The organism is Flavobacterium ammoniigenes, from assembly GCF_020886055.1.
GTDB lineage: Bacteria > Bacteroidota > Bacteroidia > Flavobacteriales > Flavobacteriaceae > Flavobacterium > Flavobacterium ammoniigenes.
The window spans coordinates 809,442-826,666 of the sequence record NZ_AP025184.1; the positions used below are offsets into that span (position 1 = coordinate 809,442).

Annotated in this window: 15 protein-coding genes; 3 read left to right on the forward strand and 12 right to left on the reverse strand. The window is 35.7% G+C overall.

Annotated elements, in window-relative coordinates; genetic code table 11:
* Positions 1–3: 3 nt before the first annotated feature.
* The 11 genes from LPC21_RS03655 to LPC21_RS03705 form a co-directional block, all read right to left on the reverse strand.
* Positions 4–1,239, reverse strand: coding sequence for an NADH-quinone oxidoreductase subunit D (locus LPC21_RS03655; RefSeq protein WP_229318152.1), 1,236 nt, complete (start codon positions 1,237–1,239; stop codon positions 4–6).
* Positions 1,240–1,271: 32 nt separating this feature from the next.
* Positions 1,272–1,793 carry an NADH-quinone oxidoreductase subunit C gene (locus tag LPC21_RS03660; RefSeq protein ID WP_229318153.1) on the reverse strand — a complete coding sequence of 174 codons (522 nt, stop codon included), beginning with the start codon at positions 1,791–1,793 and terminating at the stop codon, positions 1,272–1,274.
* A gap of 4 nt (positions 1,794–1,797) precedes the next feature.
* Positions 1,798–2,346: an NADH-quinone oxidoreductase subunit B gene (locus LPC21_RS03665; RefSeq protein WP_229318154.1), complete on the reverse strand. Its 549-nt coding sequence runs from the start codon at positions 2,344–2,346 to the stop codon at positions 1,798–1,800.
* A gap of 40 nt (positions 2,347–2,386) precedes the next feature.
* Positions 2,387–2,752 carry an NADH-quinone oxidoreductase subunit A gene (locus LPC21_RS03670; protein ID WP_229318155.1) on the reverse strand — a complete coding sequence of 122 codons (366 nt, stop codon included), beginning with the start codon at positions 2,750–2,752 and terminating at the stop codon, positions 2,387–2,389.
* Between the two features lie 244 nt (positions 2,753–2,996).
* Entirely contained in the window at positions 2,997–3,191 is a 195-nt protein-coding gene (locus LPC21_RS03675) for a cold-shock protein (RefSeq protein ID WP_229318156.1), read from the reverse strand.
* Positions 3,192–3,316: 125 nt separating this feature from the next.
* Complete coding sequence (gene aspS / locus LPC21_RS03680; RefSeq protein WP_229318157.1) at positions 3,317–5,071, reverse strand: aspartate--tRNA ligase; 1,755 nt, start codon at positions 5,069–5,071, stop codon at positions 3,317–3,319.
* Positions 5,072–5,195: 124 nt separating this feature from the next.
* A complete protein-coding gene (locus LPC21_RS03685) occupies positions 5,196–8,669 on the reverse strand; it encodes an efflux RND transporter permease subunit (RefSeq protein WP_229318158.1) in 3,474 nt (1,157 codons plus the stop codon).
* 43 nt (positions 8,670–8,712) lie between these two features.
* Positions 8,713–9,075, reverse strand: coding sequence for a four helix bundle protein (locus LPC21_RS03690; protein ID WP_229318159.1), 363 nt, complete (start codon positions 9,073–9,075; stop codon positions 8,713–8,715).
* Between the two features lie 40 nt (positions 9,076–9,115).
* Positions 9,116–10,258: an efflux RND transporter periplasmic adaptor subunit gene (locus LPC21_RS03695; RefSeq protein ID WP_229318160.1), complete on the reverse strand. Its 1,143-nt coding sequence runs from the start codon at positions 10,256–10,258 to the stop codon at positions 9,116–9,118.
* A 33-nt stretch (positions 10,259–10,291) separates the two neighbouring features.
* Entirely contained in the window at positions 10,292–11,638 is a 1,347-nt protein-coding gene (locus tag LPC21_RS03700; protein WP_229318161.1) for a TolC family protein, read from the reverse strand.
* A gap of 7 nt (positions 11,639–11,645) precedes the next feature.
* Entirely contained in the window at positions 11,646–12,242 is a 597-nt protein-coding gene (locus LPC21_RS03705) for a TetR/AcrR family transcriptional regulator (protein ID WP_229318162.1), read from the reverse strand.
* Positions 12,243–12,422: 180 nt separating this feature from the next.
* On the opposite strand from LPC21_RS03705, the gene LPC21_RS03710 reads away from it, so the two are divergent.
* On the forward strand, positions 12,423–13,397 hold the full coding sequence (locus LPC21_RS03710; protein WP_229318163.1) for a polyprenyl synthetase family protein: 975 nt from the start codon (positions 12,423–12,425) through the stop codon (positions 13,395–13,397).
* A complete protein-coding gene (locus tag LPC21_RS03715; protein ID WP_229318164.1) occupies positions 13,390–13,758 on the forward strand; it encodes a hypothetical protein in 369 nt (122 codons plus the stop codon). Before LPC21_RS03710 ends, LPC21_RS03715 begins: the two co-directional genes overlap by 8 nt.
* Positions 13,759–13,763: 5 nt before the next feature.
* On the opposite strand, the gene LPC21_RS03720 is transcribed toward LPC21_RS03715, so the two are convergent.
* Positions 13,764–14,312: a hypothetical protein gene (locus LPC21_RS03720; RefSeq protein ID WP_229318165.1), complete on the reverse strand. Its 549-nt coding sequence runs from the start codon at positions 14,310–14,312 to the stop codon at positions 13,764–13,766.
* A 120-nt stretch (positions 14,313–14,432) separates the two neighbouring features.
* Between LPC21_RS03720 and LPC21_RS03725 the strand changes: the two genes are divergently transcribed.
* A complete protein-coding gene (locus LPC21_RS03725; RefSeq protein ID WP_229318166.1) occupies positions 14,433–17,204 on the forward strand; it encodes a 2-oxoglutarate dehydrogenase E1 component in 2,772 nt (923 codons plus the stop codon).
* Positions 17,205–17,225: the final 21 nt, after the last annotated feature.

Below are 17,225 nucleotides of genomic sequence, written 5' to 3' on the forward strand. Positions count from 1 at the left end.
AATTTATGCGTCTAATTCTCCGGCAATAACATTTAAACTTGATAAAATGACAATCGCATCCGAAAGCATCGCGCCTTTTATCATTTCTGGATAGGCTTGGTAATAAATAAAACAAGGTCTGCGGAAATGCAATCTGTAAGGCGTACGGCTTCCGTCAGTAACTAAATAGAATCCAATTTCTCCGTTTCCACCTTCCACGGGATGGTAAATTTCTGCTACTGGAACCGGAACTTCTCCCATTACAATTTTGAAGTGGTAAATCAAAGACTCCATATTATGGTAAACGTCTTCTTTTGGAGGCAAGTAGTATTCCGGAACATCAGCATGGTAAGGTCCTTCAGGTAATTTTGCCAAAGCCTGACGAATGATGCTGATACTTTCCCAAACTTCAGCATTACGAACGCAAAAACGATCGTAGGTGTCTCCTGATTTTCCAACAGGAACGATAAAGTCAAAATCTTCGTAAGAACTGTACGGTTGTGCTACACGCACATCGTAATCTACTCCTGCAGCACGTAAGTTAGGTCCTGTAAATCCATAAGCCATAGCTTGTTCTGCTGTAATCGCACCTACATTTACGGTTCTGTCAATAAAGATTCTGTTTCTTTCAAATAGGTTTTCAAATTCTTTCCAGGCTACCGGAAATTCTTCCAAAAAAACTTCTAATTTGCGGAAAGCTTCTGGCGACCAGTCTCTTTCGAAACCACCTATTCTTCCCATATTGGTTGTTAAACGGGCTCCACAAATTTCTTCGTAGATTTCGTATACTTTTTCTCTAAATTGGAACACATACAAAAATCCCGTATAAGCACCTGTATCTACACCAAGAATAGAGTTACAAATCAAGTGATCTGTAATTCGAGCCAATTCCATTACGATAACACGTAAATACTGAGCTCTTTTTGGAACTTCAATATCCAATAGTTTTTCTAAAGTCATCCACCATCCCATATTGTTAATAGGAGAGGAGCAATAGTTCATTCTATCGGTAAGTGGTGTAATTTGGTAAAACGGTCGATTTTCTGCAATTTTTTCAAAAGCTCTATGGATGTAGCCAATGGTTGGTTCTGCTTCCAAGATTCTTTCTCCGTCCATCAACAAGATATTTTGAAAAATACCGTGTGTTGCTGGGTGAGTAGGCCCCAAGTTCAGAATAGAAAGCTCGCTTCCGTCTTCATTATGGCGCTCTTTGATTATTTTAGCATAGCGATGCTCTGGTGGTAATAATAGTTCTGACATTTAGCGAATGTGAAAAATTATATATTGTTTTGTTAGCAATTTGCTGTTGTTCTTCCGAAGAAACGATCGTCTTTATCCGTTCTTCCGCTGTCTTCCATTGGAAATTCTTTTCGCATTGGAAAAGAAACCATTTCGTCCATATTTAAAATACGTTTCAATTGAGGGTGACCAATGAAATTGATGCCGTAAAAATCGTAAGCTTCTCTTTCCATCCAATTAGAACTTAAGAAAATATTTGATACGGTTTTGATTTCAGGATTGTTCCCGCTTAGAAACGCTTTGATTTTAATTCGTTTGTTTTCGTACCAATTGTGCATATGGTAAACCACTGCAAATTGTCTTGCTTCTTCATTATCTGGGTAATGAATCCCACATAAATCTGTCAAAAAGTGAAAACGTAAAACAGGATCGTTTTTTAAGAAAAGGATAACGGCTGTAATTTTATCAGCGGCGACTTCAAATGAAAAAATATCTTTTTCTTGATTGAATTGAAAAACATCGGAACCAAAAGTGGCTACTAATTTTTCTTGTATTTCGTTTGTTTCTAAAGCCATCGTGTTATTTGATATTATAAGAAGCTAATAATTCTTGGTACTCTGGAGAACTTCTTCTTCTAACCGATTCGTTTTTAACGATTTCTTGCAATTTCATCACCCCGTCTACAATTTGTTCTGGTCTTGGAGGACAACCCGGAACATAAACGTCTACTGGAATTACTTTGTCAATTCCTTGTAAAACAGAATAAGTGTCAAAAATACCTCCTGAAGAAGCACAAGCGCCAACGGCGATTACCCAACGAGGTTCTGACATTTGTTCGTATACCTGACGTAAAATGGGCGCCATTTTTTTAGAAATAGTTCCCATAACCATCAACATATCGGCTTGACGTGGAGAAAAACTCACACGCTCAGAACCAAAACGAGCTAGATCATAGTGAGAAGCCATAGTGGCCATAAATTCAATTCCGCAACAAGATGTTGCGAAAGGTAAAGGCCAAAGTGAATTGGCACGAGCCAAACCTACTACATCATTTAGCTTTGTAGCGAAGAAACCTTCTCCTACAACTCCTTCCGGCGGCGCTACCATTGTTGTTTTTGAATCACTCATTTCGAATTCGTATTTTTTTGAATTGATATTTTTAAATTAATTATTCCCAGTCTAGTGCTTTTTTCTTGATGATGTAGAAGAATCCTACTAACAACAAAAGCATAAAAACGACCATTTTAATCATCCCTTCTATTCCTAATTCTTTGAAGTTGATTGCCCAAGGATATAAGAAAATAACTTCCACATCGAATAATACGAAAAGGATAGCTACGACAAAATATTTTACAGAGAAAGGAATACGTGCATTTCCTACTGATTCAATACCACATTCAAAGTTTTTGTCTTTGGATTGAGAGGTTCTTTTTGGACCTAATTTTCCAGAAACAAATATGGTACCTGCCACAAAACCAACTGCTAAAAGCAGCTGCATGAAAATTGGAATATAATTCAATTGTTCTGATTGCATAATTATTTGGATTTTTTGTTGAATTTTAGCCACAAAGATAACTTTCAACTAATTAAAACACAAGCGGAAATCCGAATTTAATCGTACTAAAAATCTAAAAAACAGCTTATTTTTATTGATTATAAATAAAGAGGTAGTTGATACTTGTGTTTAAGGAGTTTAAAAAAACAGTAAACAAAAAAACGCCCCGATATTTATCGGGGCGTTTAGACCATTCTCAGGCTAAAAAAATATTTTTTTCAGCTTAGATAACAGCTACTTGTGCAGCTACTTTTCCTTTTCTTCCTTCTTCTTCTACGTAGCTCACTCTGTCACCTTCGCGTAATTCTTCCGCTGTGATTCCTGATGCATGAACGAAGATGTCTTTTCCTGTTTCTTCGTCCGTAATGAATCCATAACCTTTTGATTCATTAAAAAATTTAACTGTACCTGTACGCATTGTAATAGTAATAATAATTTATAATAGAACAAATGTAGTATTAAATATAATACGAAATGCGTTTTTGATTTTTATTTTGCAAAAATATTGATTTTCAACGTTTTCTGACTAAATTATCAGTTCTACTACGCTTGAATATTCAATTGAATGTGTAATTCTTTCAATTGTGCGTCATCAATAGTTGAAGGTGCGTCAATCATGACATCGCGTCCCGAATTGTTTTTTGGGAATGCAATAAAATCACGAATGGTTTCTTGCCCCCCTAAAATTGCAACTAAACGGTCCAATCCAAAGGCTAAGCCACCGTGAGGAGGAGCGCCAAATTGGAAGGCATCCATCAAGAACCCAAATTGGGCTTTAGCTTCTTCAGGGGTAAAACCTAAATATTTAAACATCAATTCTTGTGTGGCTTTGTCGTGAATACGAATCGAACCTCCGCCAATTTCATTTCCGTTCAATACCATATCATAGGCATTGGCACGCACTTTTCCTGGCTCAGTTGCCAATAAGTTAATATCTTCTGGTTTAGGAGACGTAAACGGGTGGTGCATTGCATGGTAACGACCACTTTCTTCATCAAATTCTAATAATGGGAAATCAACCACCCATAATGGTGCAAATTCGTCTGGTTTTCTCAAACCTAAACGAGTCGCTAATTCCATTCGTAAAGCCGAAAGTTGTCCTCTGGTTTTGTTTGCAGGTCCTGATAAGACAAAAATCATATCGCCTGGTTGTGCTTGTGTGGCTTTAGCCCAGTGTGCCAAATCGTCTTGATCGTAAAATTTATCTACAGATGATTTGTAGGTCCCATCGTCGTTGCATTTTACATAGACCATTCCTGAAGCACCAATTTGTGGGCGTTTTACCCAATCAATCAAAGCATCAATTTCTTTTCGAGTGTAATTTCCAGCGCCTGGAACAGCAATTCCTACTACTAATTCAGCGGTATTAAAAACGGGGAAATCCTTATGTTGTGCTACAGCATTTAGTTCGCCAAATTCCATTCCGAAACGAATGTCTGGCTTGTCATTTCCGTAGGTTTTCATGGCATAATCGTAGGTAATTCTTGGAAATTTGGCTACTTCAACACCTTTTATTTCTTTTAATAAATGACGGGTTAGTCCTTCAAAAACATTCAAAATATCTTCTTGTTCTACAAAGGCCATTTCGCAGTCAATTTGAGTAAACTCGGGTTGTCTGTCGGCACGTAAATCTTCGTCACGGAAACATTTTACAATTTGGAAATACTTGTCCATACCACCTACCATCAACAATTGTTTGAAAGTTTGAGGCGATTGGGGTAAAGCATAAAATTGTCCCTCGTTCATGCGCGAAGGCACCACAAAATCTCTTGCTCCTTCCGGAGTCGATTTGATTAAATAGGGTGTTTCTACTTCGCAAAAATCCAAATCAGAAAGGTATTTTCGTACTTCCATGGCCACTTTGTGACGGAAAAGCAAACTGTTTTTTACTGGATTTCTTCGAATGTCAAGGTAACGGTATTTCATTCGGATGTCTTCACCGCCGTCTGTTTCATCTTCAATAGTGAAAGGAGGAGTCAAGGCCGCATTCAAAATAGTCATCTCTGAAACCAAAATCTCAATTTCTCCGGTTGGGATAGTTGTATTTTTTGATTCACGCTCAATCACAGTTCCTTTTACTTGAATTACAAATTCGCGTCCAAGGGTTTTAGCCAATTCAAAAACAGTTTTTTCGGTACGACTTTCGTCAAAAATCAATTGGGTTATTCCATAACGGTCGCGTAAATCGACCCAATTCATAAATCCTTTATCGCGCGATTTTTGCACCCAACCCGCTAATGTTACTTCTGTATTGATATGTGAGGCGTTCAATTCGCCACAGTTATGACTTCTGTACATGATTAAAAATATTTGATGCAAATTTAGGACTAATTATGAATAAATGCAGGATAAAATTATAAGAATAAAAAAACCTGCAAATTTTAGTTTGCAGGTTCTTTATTCACTCTATTTAAAACATTTATTATTCCGCTAAAGCCTCTTGATTTCTTTTGTTGCGTCGGTCACGCAACCAGTATTTAGTTCGTTTTACTAAATAAAACATTACTGGCACCATTACTAAAGTTAGTACTGTAGCATAGGTCAATCCGAAGATAATGGTCCAAGCCAAAGGGCCCCAGAACATCACATTATCTCCACCCATAAAGAAATGTGGGTTGAAATCAGTTACCAAAGTAAAGAAGTCAAAGTTCAATCCGATTGCTAATGGAATTAATCCCAAGATTGCGGTTAAAGCGGTTAATAATACCGGACGCAATCTTGATTTTCCAGATTCAATAATTACTTCTTTAATTTCCTCCAAGCTTAAATCGTCGTGGCTTTCCAGTTGTTTGTCTGCTACTTTTTTGTCCAATAATAAGACAAAGAAGTCCATTAATACGATTCCGTTTTTCACCACAACTCCAGCTAGCGAAATGATTCCCATCATGGTCATTAAGATTACAAAATCCATATTGGCAATTACGTAACCATAAAATACACCACTAAAACTCAACAATACGGTAAACATGATGATCATGGTTTTTGATACGGAGTTAAACTGCAATACAATAATGATGGTAATTCCAGCCAAGGCTAAAAACAAGGCATACATCAAGAAACTTTGGTTTTTACCTTGTTCTTCTTGTACTCCAGAGAACGAATAAGTCACACTTTTCGGTAGGTTGTAACTTTTTAGTTCTTCCTGGATTTGTTTGGTAATTTCATCGCCATTATAACCGGTCAACACATTCGAATAAATAGTCATAATTCGTTTGTGATTCTTTCTCTTGATCTGATTATACGTATTGGTTTTTTCCGTTTGTGAAACAGCCGAAATAGGCACTTGCATGATTTGACCATTACTTGGGTTTCTGAACGTCATCGATTGGTTGAAAAGGATGTTTTCGTTTTTACGTTGGTCGTCTTGCATACGCATGACAATATTGTAATCGTCATCGCCTTCTTTGTAAGTTGATATTTCTTGTCCGTAAACCGAACGACGAAGGTTAAACCCAAGTTGTCCAGTAGAAATTCCCATACTTCCGGCATTGGCACGATCTACTTTTACTTCCAATTCAGGACTTTCTTTGTTGATATCAATGCTCAATTTTTCGATACCCGGAATGTTTTTAGAATCTATAAAAGCAATCATTTTGTCGGCTTCAGTCAACATTTGTTCGTAATCAGCACCTGTTAATTGAATACTAATTGGATACCCTGCAGGCGGTCCGTTTGAATCTTTTTCTACAGTTACAGTAGCACCAGCAATTCCGGTAACTTTACTTCTGATTTCTTCTAAAATCACAGAAGTATTGATACCTTTTCTAAATTTGAATTCAGAGAAGCTCACAGTCACTTTACCTTTATAAGGTGTTTCAGAAGCTGATCCAGCGTCTACATTTGGATTACCAGCACCCACACCCACTTGCGAAATAATCGATTCCGCCATGAAATTTTTGTCAGTAGCAGGGTCTACATATTTTTCTAAAATTTGAATAATTTGTTTTTCTACAAACAAAGTCGCCTTGTTGGTTTTTTCGATCGTTGTCCCTTGAGGATATTCGATATAAGCAATGGCTTGGTTCGGAATATTATCAGGGAAGAACAATACTTTTCTAGGGAAAATTCCCAAAAGTATAAACGAGAAGAAAAGTAAAACAATAATACCTCCAAAGGCTTTCCAAGCTGTTTTTCCAGATAAAATTTTAGCTAAAAAGATTTTGTATTTTTCTTCCATTCTAGGAAAGAAACTGTACTGAAAATCTTGGGTCCATTGGAACACTTTCCAATAATATAGCCACATCAATCCAACAGATATTAGTAATAAATGTCCTAATCCACGCAATAACTTACTATCGTAAATATTACCTGGAACAGCAAATAAAACACCCAAAGCGATGAAAAGAATAGTGTAAAATCGCAAGCTTTTCTTCTTGATGTTTTTATCTTCTAAAGCCATAGAACCACCTGTCATAGCAGCGTTGATAACCATCGCTACAAATAAAGATCCAGTTAAAGTTACTGTCAAGGTGATTGGGAAATATTTCATGAATTTACCCATAGTTCCTGGCCAAAGGGCAAAAGGCAAAAAGGCCATCAATGTAGTAGCTGTTGACGAAATTACCGGCCAAGCAATTTCTCCAATTCCCACTTTAGAAGCCTGAATTCGGGTCATTCCTTTTTGCATATTGGCATACACATTATCCACTACCACAATACCGTCATCTACCAGCATTCCTAATCCCATTACCAAACCAAAAAGCACCATAGTGTTTAGGGTCAAACCAAACATGGAAAGAATGGCAAAGGCAATCATCATAGACAATGGAATGGCAGCGCCTACAAATAATGAGTTACGCAATCCCATAGTAAACATTAACACAATCATTACCAGAATGATTCCGAAAATGATGTGGTTAGATAATTCATCTACTTGGTGTTCTACTCGAGACGATTGATCGCTTGTTAATTCTACTTTTAAGTTTTTAGGCAAATAAGTTTCTTGTGCTAAAGCAACTCTTTCTTTTACTTGATCAATAGCCGAAATCATGTTTTGATTGGAACGTTTTTTAACGTTCAACATCACTACTTCAGTTCCTTTTTCACGAGCATAAGTTGTTTTTTCTTTTTCTTTAAAACTTACTGTCGCAATGTTTTTAAGATACACGGTTCCACCAAACGATTTCACAATGATGTTTTCTAACTCTTTTGGGTCTTTAAATTCACCAACAATTCGAATGTTATTTCGAGATCCTTGCGAAGTTAAATTCCCACCCGAAAGGGTCATGTTTTCGTATTTAACTGCATTTTGAATGTCGTCAAAAGTTACTTGAGCGGCTGTCATTTTAAAGATATCAACCGCAATTTCAACTTCTTTATCATCGACACCTAGAATGTCAACTTTTTTGATTTCTGAAATTTCTTCGATATCATCTTGTAGTAATTCCCCATATTTTTTTAACTGTTGGGTAGTATAATTCCCCTGTAAGTTGATGTTCAAAATAGGCACTTCCTCAGAGATGTTCAATTCAAAAACATTGGGCTCTACCTTACTACCGTTGTCCATATTGGGCCAATCGGTATCTGACTTAGCATTGTCTACTTTATCTTTAATTTTTTGTTTGGCTTGTTCTACCGTAACATCATCTGAAAATTCAGCGATAATCATTCCGTAATCTTGAAATGAACTCGATGTTACTTTATCAACTCCACTGATGTTTTTGATTTGTTTTTCAAGGGGTTTGATGACCAATTTTTCAACATCTTCAGCTGAGTTTCCAGGAAACACAGAGGAAATGTATATTTTGTTCTCGATAATTTCAGGGAAATCTTCACGAGGCATATTAATGTATGCAGTCAAACCTGCAATGACAATAATGAAAGTCAAGATATAAACGGTAACACGATTGTCTACCGCCCAACTTGAAATGCCGAATTCTTTATTTTGATGACTCATAATTTAGGGTATTAGGTTATTTGTTTATAAAGTTATAAGCAAATTATTTAGGTAATTGTGATTTATATAATCCATTAATTAACACAGTAACCTCGGTTATTTTTTCTCTAATTTCAATATATTTTTGTTCTTCAAAGTATTCAAAATCAAATGACAAAATCAATTGGTTCAACAATTCTAAAGCAGATCCAAATGCAATTTCAGTAAATCTCGCTTTATCTTTCATAGAATTTCTGCCAGAGCCTTCAGCTAAATTTGAAGCTATAGAAACGGCACATCTTCTCATTTGACTAGTCAAACCAAAAAGTTCATCTTTTGGGAAAAGCTTTGTAGTTTTATAAATTTCAGAAGCTAATTCTCTTGCTTTTTGCCAAGCAATAAGTTTTTCAAAACTAAATGTTTTCATATGGGGGCTTTTAAACATTTAAACAAATCAACTTTTTAAACTAAAAATTCAATTTCATTCCTTCCGAAATCGTGTTGACTCCTTCAATTACAATGATATCATTAGCATTTAAGCCGCTTAGGATTTCGGTTAGATTGTCAGATGATTTTCCTACAGTTACCATTGTTTTTTTAGCAGTAGCAGTTTTTCCATTGCTGTTGGCAGCTACAAAAACAAATTGGTTTCCTTTACCGTCTTCTTGAACCACATTTGAAGGTACAACAATTGCATTTTTAACAGTGTAATCAATTACTTTTAATTTGGCTACTTGGTTAGGGCGCAATAAATTTTCAGGATTTGGAATGCTTACTTCAATTCCGAAACTTCTGTTGTTTGGATTGATGAAATTTCCAATCTGACGTACTTTCCCTTTGTAATTTTTATTCAATGAAGTCAAGAAAACATCAACTTGAGTTCCTACTTTCAACTTGCCAATATAGCTTTCAGGAATCGAAGTGGAAACGTACATATTATTAAGGTTAACAATTCGCATTAAACCTTGTGGTCCTGCTGAAACAACTTGTCCTCTTTCTACAAAAACTTCGTCAATGGTACCAGAGAATGGCGCGCGAATTTCCGTTTTTGACAACATAGCTTTGGCTTGTGCTACGGAACGTTGTAAGCTCAACATTTGTGTTTGTGCTTGTAAATACTGAATTTCTGAACCAATTTTTTGACTCCAAAGATTTTTTTGTCTTTCAAAAGTTGTTTTAGCCAATTGGTATTGTGTTTCTAAACTAGCAACTTGTTGGCTAGAGCCACCATCATCTACACGAGCTAAAAGCTGTCCTTTGCTTACGCGTTGTCCTGCTTTTACATTAAGTGCTACTAAAGTTCCTGGCATTTCAGGTTGAATTAAGATATTCTCTTTAGTTTCCACACTTCCTTGGATATCCAAATAGTGATTGAACACAGTGTCTTTCAAAGTAGCAACCGAAACCAAAGCTTCTTCTTTTCTTACGTTCAAAGTAGCTAACGCCGCTTCAATCTTAGCTAAGTCAGCTTGTATAGCCGCTTTTCTTGCTTGTAATTCTTTGTTGTTTTTAGCTGCAATCAATTGATCTACGGTTTGATTGTTGTTTTTTTCTCCGCAAGAAACAACTAGTGTAGCTGCGATCAATAATGCGAAAAGTTGTTTTGTCATGGGTGTTCTATTAAGTGTCATAATATGGTGCTGTTAGTTCTTTGTTGTTATTTTTTCTAAAGAGGCTTTTTTATTGATTACGTCAAGCATGGCTTGTAAATAATTTTGTTGTGTGGAATACAATTGGCGTTGTGCCTCACTCAAATCAAAACTAGACGACAAACCTTCTTTCAATTTGATTTGTTGTTTGTTTTCAATGCGTTCAGCAAGAGCTAAACTGCTTTTTGTGGTGTTCAATTGTTCTAAACTGTATTCGTAATCGCTTTTGGCTTTCTCAAATTGTAGTTTAAGACTTTGTTCTACTTGTAACATTTGTGTTTTGGCTTGTTCCAAAGCAATCTTAGCTTGTTGTGTGCGAGCACTTCTTCCTAAACTGCTAAAAATAGGAACATTCAAACTGACTCCAACATTAGCAAAATTCAACCATTTTTGATTGTTGGTAAAAAACTGAAATTGGTTTCCAAAAGCATTATACCCAATATTATAGGCTGCTCCTAAAGATGGAAGTGCATTACTTTTTTCCAATAAAAGCAATAATTTTTTGCTTTGAACAAGGTTCTCTTGAATTTTGAAATCAATAGAATTTTCTACTTGAAAAGGGGTAGTAGTTAACTCAAAATTGATGTTGTTTAAACTAAGGTTGTTTAGGTTTTCAGTCAAAACCAACTCTTTGTCAATTGTAATTCCAAGAATTAATTTCAACATATTGGTAGCAATTACCTTTTGTCTTTTGATGTTTTCTTGAGCACTTTTAATCGTAGTCAAGGTAATTTGAAGTTGTTCTACATTTTCTTCTTCAATCAAACCGTTTTTGAAAATTTGATTGGTTTCATTTAAGGTTTTCTCCAAATTCAATTTATTCTTTTCCAATATAGCAATACTCTCATTGGCTAGCAATACATTGCCATACGCATTGACTACCATTTCACGAATTTCTTGATTGGTTTTGATTTTGGCATTTTCTGAAATTTGCAAATACACTTTTGCCGATTGCAATCCAACCAAATAGGAACCATTGAAGAGGAGTTGGCTAACTGTTGCGCTTCCCAACATATTGTGTCTGGTTCCAAAAGCTACCTCGGCAAATTCACCTTTTGTTCCGCCAAAAAATTCAGCTGGGATCAAGGATTTTTGCAATTCAATATTGTTTTGGTATCCAAGCGACGCATTGATTTGTGGCAAACCTATAGTGGTGGTTTCCCATTTTTTCTTTTTAGCCGCATCAATATCTCGACCGGCATTGATAGCAGAATAGTTGTTTTTTAAAGCGTAATCAATAGCTTCGTTTAAGCTAAAAGAATAGGATTCTTTGAGGGTGTTAGTTTGTGCCTGCATCACAAAACTAAGAGTTAAGAGGACAATTAATTGGATTTTCTTCATTGTATGATTAGGATTGATTTGAAATTATGTATTGGTTTAATTCTAGTATTCCTTTGGGAGTTGCCATGGCTCTAATATGGTATTCTAAGGCTTCTAATTCTAATTTTTTAGCTTTCTTTTCTGAGCTTGTATTTTCATTAATTGTAAAAATCAATGCATAATAAAAGTAGACATAACTCGACACGTTTATGGTGTCTCGGTACAAACCTTCTTGGATTCCTTTTTCAATATTTTGTTTGAATAAGGTAGTACATTCTGACTGCAATTTTTCAGTTAATTTTTCATGAATTTCGGGATAGTGTTTTTTTAACTGATATGAAGGAGACGTTTCAATAGAAACAAACATTTCTTTGATCATTTTTATGATCTCGAAATTTTCTTTAATTGCATTGTATTTTTTAGCTACAATCTCATCTATTGTGGTATAAATAGTATGAGTAATTGTCTCTGTCGTTTCTGCAATTAAAAGTTCTTTATTGCAAAAATACTTGTAGATGGTTTTTTTAGAAATACACATTTCATTGGCAATATCATCCATAGTAACGCTTTTGAAACCAAGTTTCAAAAAGAGCTGGGTCGCTTTTGCAATGATTTTTTCTTTCATAATTTTTTTAAAGTGGTGCAAATGTATGAAAGGAAACTTTGAATACCAAAAAAGTTTCCATTGTTTTTACCAATAGCACTATTGAAAAGAGGGATTCTAAAAATCTACTCTTTTTTTGGAACAAATTATTCAGATGGGAATTGTATATTTGGGGCTTAGTAAATAAGAATTAAAGAAGCTATGCATTCCATTCAACAGTATCAAGATTTTGTTTTGGATTTTCTTAACGCACAACCCAAGCTGCGTGAGCCTAAAAATTTATACGAACCTATTCAATACATATTAGGTCTTGGCGGAAAAAAAATAAGACCTGTACTTACTTTGATGAGTGCCGAAATTTTTGATGCCGACTATTCTAAAGCACTTCCAGCAGCATTAGCAGTAGAAGTTTTTCATAATTTTTCGTTAGTGCATGACGACATTATGGATGATGCGCCTTTGCGAAGAGGAAATGTGACGGTGCATGAAAAATGGAATATTAACACCGGCATCCTTTCAGGAGATGCTATGTTGATTTTGGCGTACCAATATTTTGAGCAATACGAACCTGCTATTTTTAGAGAATTAGCCAAGTTGTTTAGCAAGACCGCTTTGGAGGTTTGTGAAGGTCAGCAATGGGATGTAGATTTCGAAACCCGTTCCGATGTAACCATTCCGGAATATTTGAAAATGATTGAATACAAAACGGCAGTTTTGGTTGCAGCAGCTATGAAAATGGGTGCTATTGTAGCCGAAACTTCAGTTGAAAATGGCGAATTAATATACGATTTTGGATTGAATTTAGGTTTGGCGTTCCAATTGCAAGACGATTATTTGGATGCGTTTGGTAATCCAGCCACTTTTGGAAAACAAATTGGTGGCGACATCATCGAAAATAAAAAAACCTATTTGTATCTTAAAGCAATTGAATTTGCTTCGGCAGAAGAGAAAGCCAAATTATTGCAGTTATTTTCGGTCTCACTTGAAGAAAACAAAACCAAAATCGAAGCAGTGAAATCTATTTTCAATACATCTGGCGCTTCAAATGCTACACAACAAGCTATTCAAGACTACACCTTGAAAGCGTTTGCTACCTTAGATAAAATGAACATAAGTCCCGATAAAAAAGCGATATTGAAATCATTTGGAGAGAATTTAATGAATCGAAATGTCTAATTCTACTTCGTATATCGCGCCCTTAAATACAGAGGTATTGCTTGATGAAGCGACTAACGAAAACTTGTATTTCAACTTAATCGAGCAAATTAATAAAGATTTCAATTTAGCCAATGAATCGATCGACTTGCCTCAGGACATTCAACCAGAGGAGTTGAAAAATGAATTACACGAAAAAATTTACCGATTGATTCAGTATAAGTTTGCTGAATATTTGAACTTACTCTATATAGTAGACGTTCCCGAAGATCAAATTAAAAAATTGGATGGTTCGGATATTGCAGAGTTAGCTAAGCAAGTTGCGTTCTTAATCTTAAAAAGAGAATGGATGAAAGTTTGGTTTCGAAATAAATACCAATAATTTTCTTAAAAATACAATCGAACAAAAGGCATTAGGGCATCGCTGTAAATACTGTTATCCTTATCGAACAATAAATTGTAGCGTGCACCAAGGGTAACATTACCATTACGATAACCGGCACCAACATACAATCCGGTGTTCCAATATTTTTGGGTAACGGGATTGGGTATCATTTGTAATTCTGTATTCACTCTTAGTTGTTCAATCTCTAATGAAAGTTGAATTTTTTCAATGGGTTGAAACAAGCCAATACCACTTACACCCAGTACACCAGTAGTGTAATAATTTTTGGAATTGGTAAAACTTCCAATTAATCCAGCGCCTACACTTACATATTTATTTACAGGATAAATAGCGCTCGGGGCGATAGTAATTTCGGTATAACCAGTTCCGAAATTCAATCCAAATCCGCCACCATATTGTAGTTGTTTCCAGAATTCTTTTGGGGTATTTTCCGCAATCGTTTGCGAATAGGAAAAAGAAAAAAGAAAAAGAATTGGGATTGTTACCAATACTTTTGGATTCCATATGCGCTCAAAATTGATTTTTTTCATCGGTGTTTCAACAATTTTTAACAAAATTTAACGTAAAAGTAGTTAAATAATAAGGTTAAATAGATTGGTTTATTGTACTTTTGTCAACAAATTAAACAAAAAGCATATTAATCAATAATTATGGATAGGTTTTCCTTTTTAAACGCAGCTCATACCGAATTTTTCGCTCAATTATACGATCAATATTTAGATAATCCAGACAGTGTTGAACCAAGTTGGAGAAGTTTTTTTCAAGGGTTTGATTTTGGAATGGCCACTTACAATGAAGAAAATGCCGCTGAACAAATGGCGACCTATTCTTCAAATTCGGTTGCTTCAGGACAAGTGTCTGAAAAAGTTTTAAAAGAATTTAATGTATTAAAATTAATTGACGGATACAGAACTCGCGGGCATTTGTTTACTAAGACAAATCCTGTTCGTGACAGAAGAACCTATTCTCCAAATCTAGCGATTGAAAATTTTGGTTTGTCTGCAGCGGATTTGGATACTGTATTTGATGCCGCTAAAATTTTAGGACACCAACCAGCTACTTTAAAAGAAATCATTCGTCGTTTAGAAAACTTATATTGCCAGTCTATTGGTGTTGAATATATGTATATCCGTAAGCCAGAAGTGGTGCAATGGATTCAAGACCGATTGAATATTAATGATAATTTGCCCAACTTTAATGTGGAGCAAAAGAAAAACATCCTTGATAAATTAAATGAGGCGGTTTCATTTGAAAATTTCTTACATACTAAATATGTAGGTCAAAAACGTTTCTCTTTAGAAGGAGGAGAAAGTATCATTCCAGCTTTGGATGCTTTAATTGAAGCTGCTGCCGAAAAAGGAGTAGAGCAATTTGTAATGGGAATGGCACACCGTGGAAGGTTGAATATCTTAGCCAATATCTTCGGCAAAGCCACTCAAGATATCTTTTCTGAATTTGATGGAAAAGATTACGACCAAGAATATTTTGACGGTGATGTTAAATACCATTTAGGATTAACTTCAGAAAGAAAAACCAAAACAGGTAAATCAATCAATATTAATTTAGCGCCAAACCCATCTCACTTGGAGACGGTTGGAGCGGTTATCGAAGGTATTACCCGTGCCAAACAAGACAAATATTTTCCAGACGATTTCTCAAAAGTATTGCCAATTGCCGTTCACGGGGATGCTGCAGTAGCGGGACAAGGAATTGTGTACGAGATTGTTCAAATGGCCCAATTGGACGGTTACAAAACAGGAGGAACGATCCACTTAGTGATTAATAACCAAGTTGGTTTTACAACCAATTACCAAGATGCACGTTCGTCAACCTATTGTACAGATGTTGCCAAAGTGACTCTTTCGCCAGTATTACACGTGAATGCTGATGATACCGAAGCGGTAGTTCACGCCATGTTGTTTGCCTTAGATTACAGAATGACTTTTGGAGGCGATGTATTTATCGACCTTTTAGGATATAGAAAATACGGTCATAACGAAGGGGATGAGCCTCGTTTTACCCAACCCGTTTTATATAAAATCATTGCGCGTCATAAAAATCCAAGAGATATTTATGCTGAGAAATTGATTGTTGACGGCATTATTGACCAAGCTTATGTAAACAAAATTGAAAGTGATTACAAAGCCAAATTAGACGAAAACTTACAAGCTTCTCGTAAAAAAGATTTGACAATCATCAAGCCGTTTATGCAAGATGAATGGAAAGGATTTGTTCAAGTATCTGACGATGTGATGTTGCAGAAAGTCGATACTACTTATGATAAGAAAAAATTAGATGGTATTTTAGAAACTATTTCGACTTTGCCATCGGATAAAAAATTCATCAACAAAATCACCAAAATTGTAACCGATAGAAAAACGATGTACGACAACAATCAAATTGATTGGGGAACAGCCGAAGCTTTGGCTTACGGATCGTTGTTGCAAGAAGGCTATGATATTCGTTTATCAGGGCAAGACGTAGAGAGAGGAACTTTCTCTCACCGTCACGCCGTGGTTAAAGTTGAAGACAGTGAAGAAGAAGTAGTGCTTTTAAACTCAGTGAAAGATAAAAAAGGACAGTTTAATGCTTTTAACTCTTTCCTTTCAGAATATGGTGTTTTAGGTTTTGATTACGGTTATGCTTTGACTAATCCTAATGCATTAACAATTTGGGAAGCACAATTTGGAGATTTCTCTAACGGTTGCCAAATCATGATTGACCAATACATTTCGTGTGGAGAAGACAAATGGAACAATCAAAATGGAATTGTACTATTATTACCTCATGGTTACGAAGGACAAGGTGCTGAGCACTCTTCGGCTAGAATGGAGCGTTACTTACAATTGTGTGCTCGTCATAATATGTATGTGGCTGATTGTACTACACCAGCTAACTTCTTCCACTTGATGAGAAGACAAATGAAAACGAAATTCCGCAAACCTTTAGTAGTATTTTCTCCTAAGAGTTTGTTGCGTCATCCTTTATGTGTTTCGACTCAAGAGGAATTGGCTAACGGAAGTTTCCAAGAAACCATTGACGATACATCAGTAGATAAATCAAAAGTAAAAACAGTAGTTTTCTGTACGGGTAAATTCTACTATGATATTCTTGCTGAAAGAGAAAAACTAGAACGAAATGATGTAGCTTTGGTTCGTATCGAACAATTGTTTCCATTGCCAACAGACCAATTAAAAGCAATTATCGCTACCTATCCAAATGCAGACGATTACGTTTGGGCACAAGAAGAACCAAAAAACATGGGTGCTTACAGTTATATGTTAGTGAATTTTGATTTGGTTCCATGGCGTTTGGCTTCATTGAAAAATTACTCGGCTCCAGCTTCTGGAAGTCACACTAGAGATAGAAGACGTCATGCCGATGCCATTAGAATGGTTTTTGACAAAAATTTATTTAGATAATATTAGACAACAATAAAATTA

What these genes read in the sequence shown, in the direction of transcription:
- LPC21_RS03655 (WP_229318152.1), bottom strand. Translation starts at nt 1,239, where the DNA reads ATGTCAGAACTATTATTACCACCAGAGCATCGCTATGCTAAAATAATC.
- LPC21_RS03660 (WP_229318153.1), bottom strand. Translation starts at nt 1,793, where the DNA reads ATGGCTTTAGAAACAAACGAAATACAAGAAAAATTAGTAGCCACTTTT.
- LPC21_RS03665 (WP_229318154.1), bottom strand. Translation starts at nt 2,346, where the DNA reads ATGAGTGATTCAAAAACAACAATGGTAGCGCCGCCGGAAGGAGTTGTA.
- LPC21_RS03670 (WP_229318155.1), bottom strand. Translation starts at nt 2,752, where the DNA reads ATGCAATCAGAACAATTGAATTATATTCCAATTTTCATGCAGCTGCTT.
- LPC21_RS03675 (WP_229318156.1), bottom strand. Translation starts at nt 3,191, where the DNA reads ATGCGTACAGGTACAGTTAAATTTTTTAATGAATCAAAAGGTTATGGA.
- aspS (WP_229318157.1), bottom strand. Translation starts at nt 5,071, where the DNA reads ATGTACAGAAGTCATAACTGTGGCGAATTGAACGCCTCACATATCAAT.
- LPC21_RS03685 (WP_229318158.1), bottom strand. Translation starts at nt 8,669, where the DNA reads ATGAGTCATCAAAATAAAGAATTCGGCATTTCAAGTTGGGCGGTAGAC.
- LPC21_RS03690 (WP_229318159.1), bottom strand. Translation starts at nt 9,075, where the DNA reads ATGAAAACATTTAGTTTTGAAAAACTTATTGCTTGGCAAAAAGCAAGA.
- LPC21_RS03695 (WP_229318160.1), bottom strand. Translation starts at nt 10,258, where the DNA reads ATGACAAAACAACTTTTCGCATTATTGATCGCAGCTACACTAGTTGTT.
- LPC21_RS03700 (WP_229318161.1), bottom strand. Translation starts at nt 11,638, where the DNA reads ATGAAGAAAATCCAATTAATTGTCCTCTTAACTCTTAGTTTTGTGATG.
- LPC21_RS03705 (WP_229318162.1), bottom strand. Translation starts at nt 12,242, where the DNA reads ATGAAAGAAAAAATCATTGCAAAAGCGACCCAGCTCTTTTTGAAACTT.
- LPC21_RS03710 (WP_229318163.1), top strand. Translation starts at nt 12,423, where the DNA reads ATGCATTCCATTCAACAGTATCAAGATTTTGTTTTGGATTTTCTTAAC.
- LPC21_RS03715 (WP_229318164.1), top strand. Translation starts at nt 13,390, where the DNA reads ATGTCTAATTCTACTTCGTATATCGCGCCCTTAAATACAGAGGTATTG.
- LPC21_RS03720 (WP_229318165.1), bottom strand. Translation starts at nt 14,312, where the DNA reads ATGAAAAAAATCAATTTTGAGCGCATATGGAATCCAAAAGTATTGGTA.
- LPC21_RS03725 (WP_229318166.1), top strand. Translation starts at nt 14,433, where the DNA reads ATGGATAGGTTTTCCTTTTTAAACGCAGCTCATACCGAATTTTTCGCT.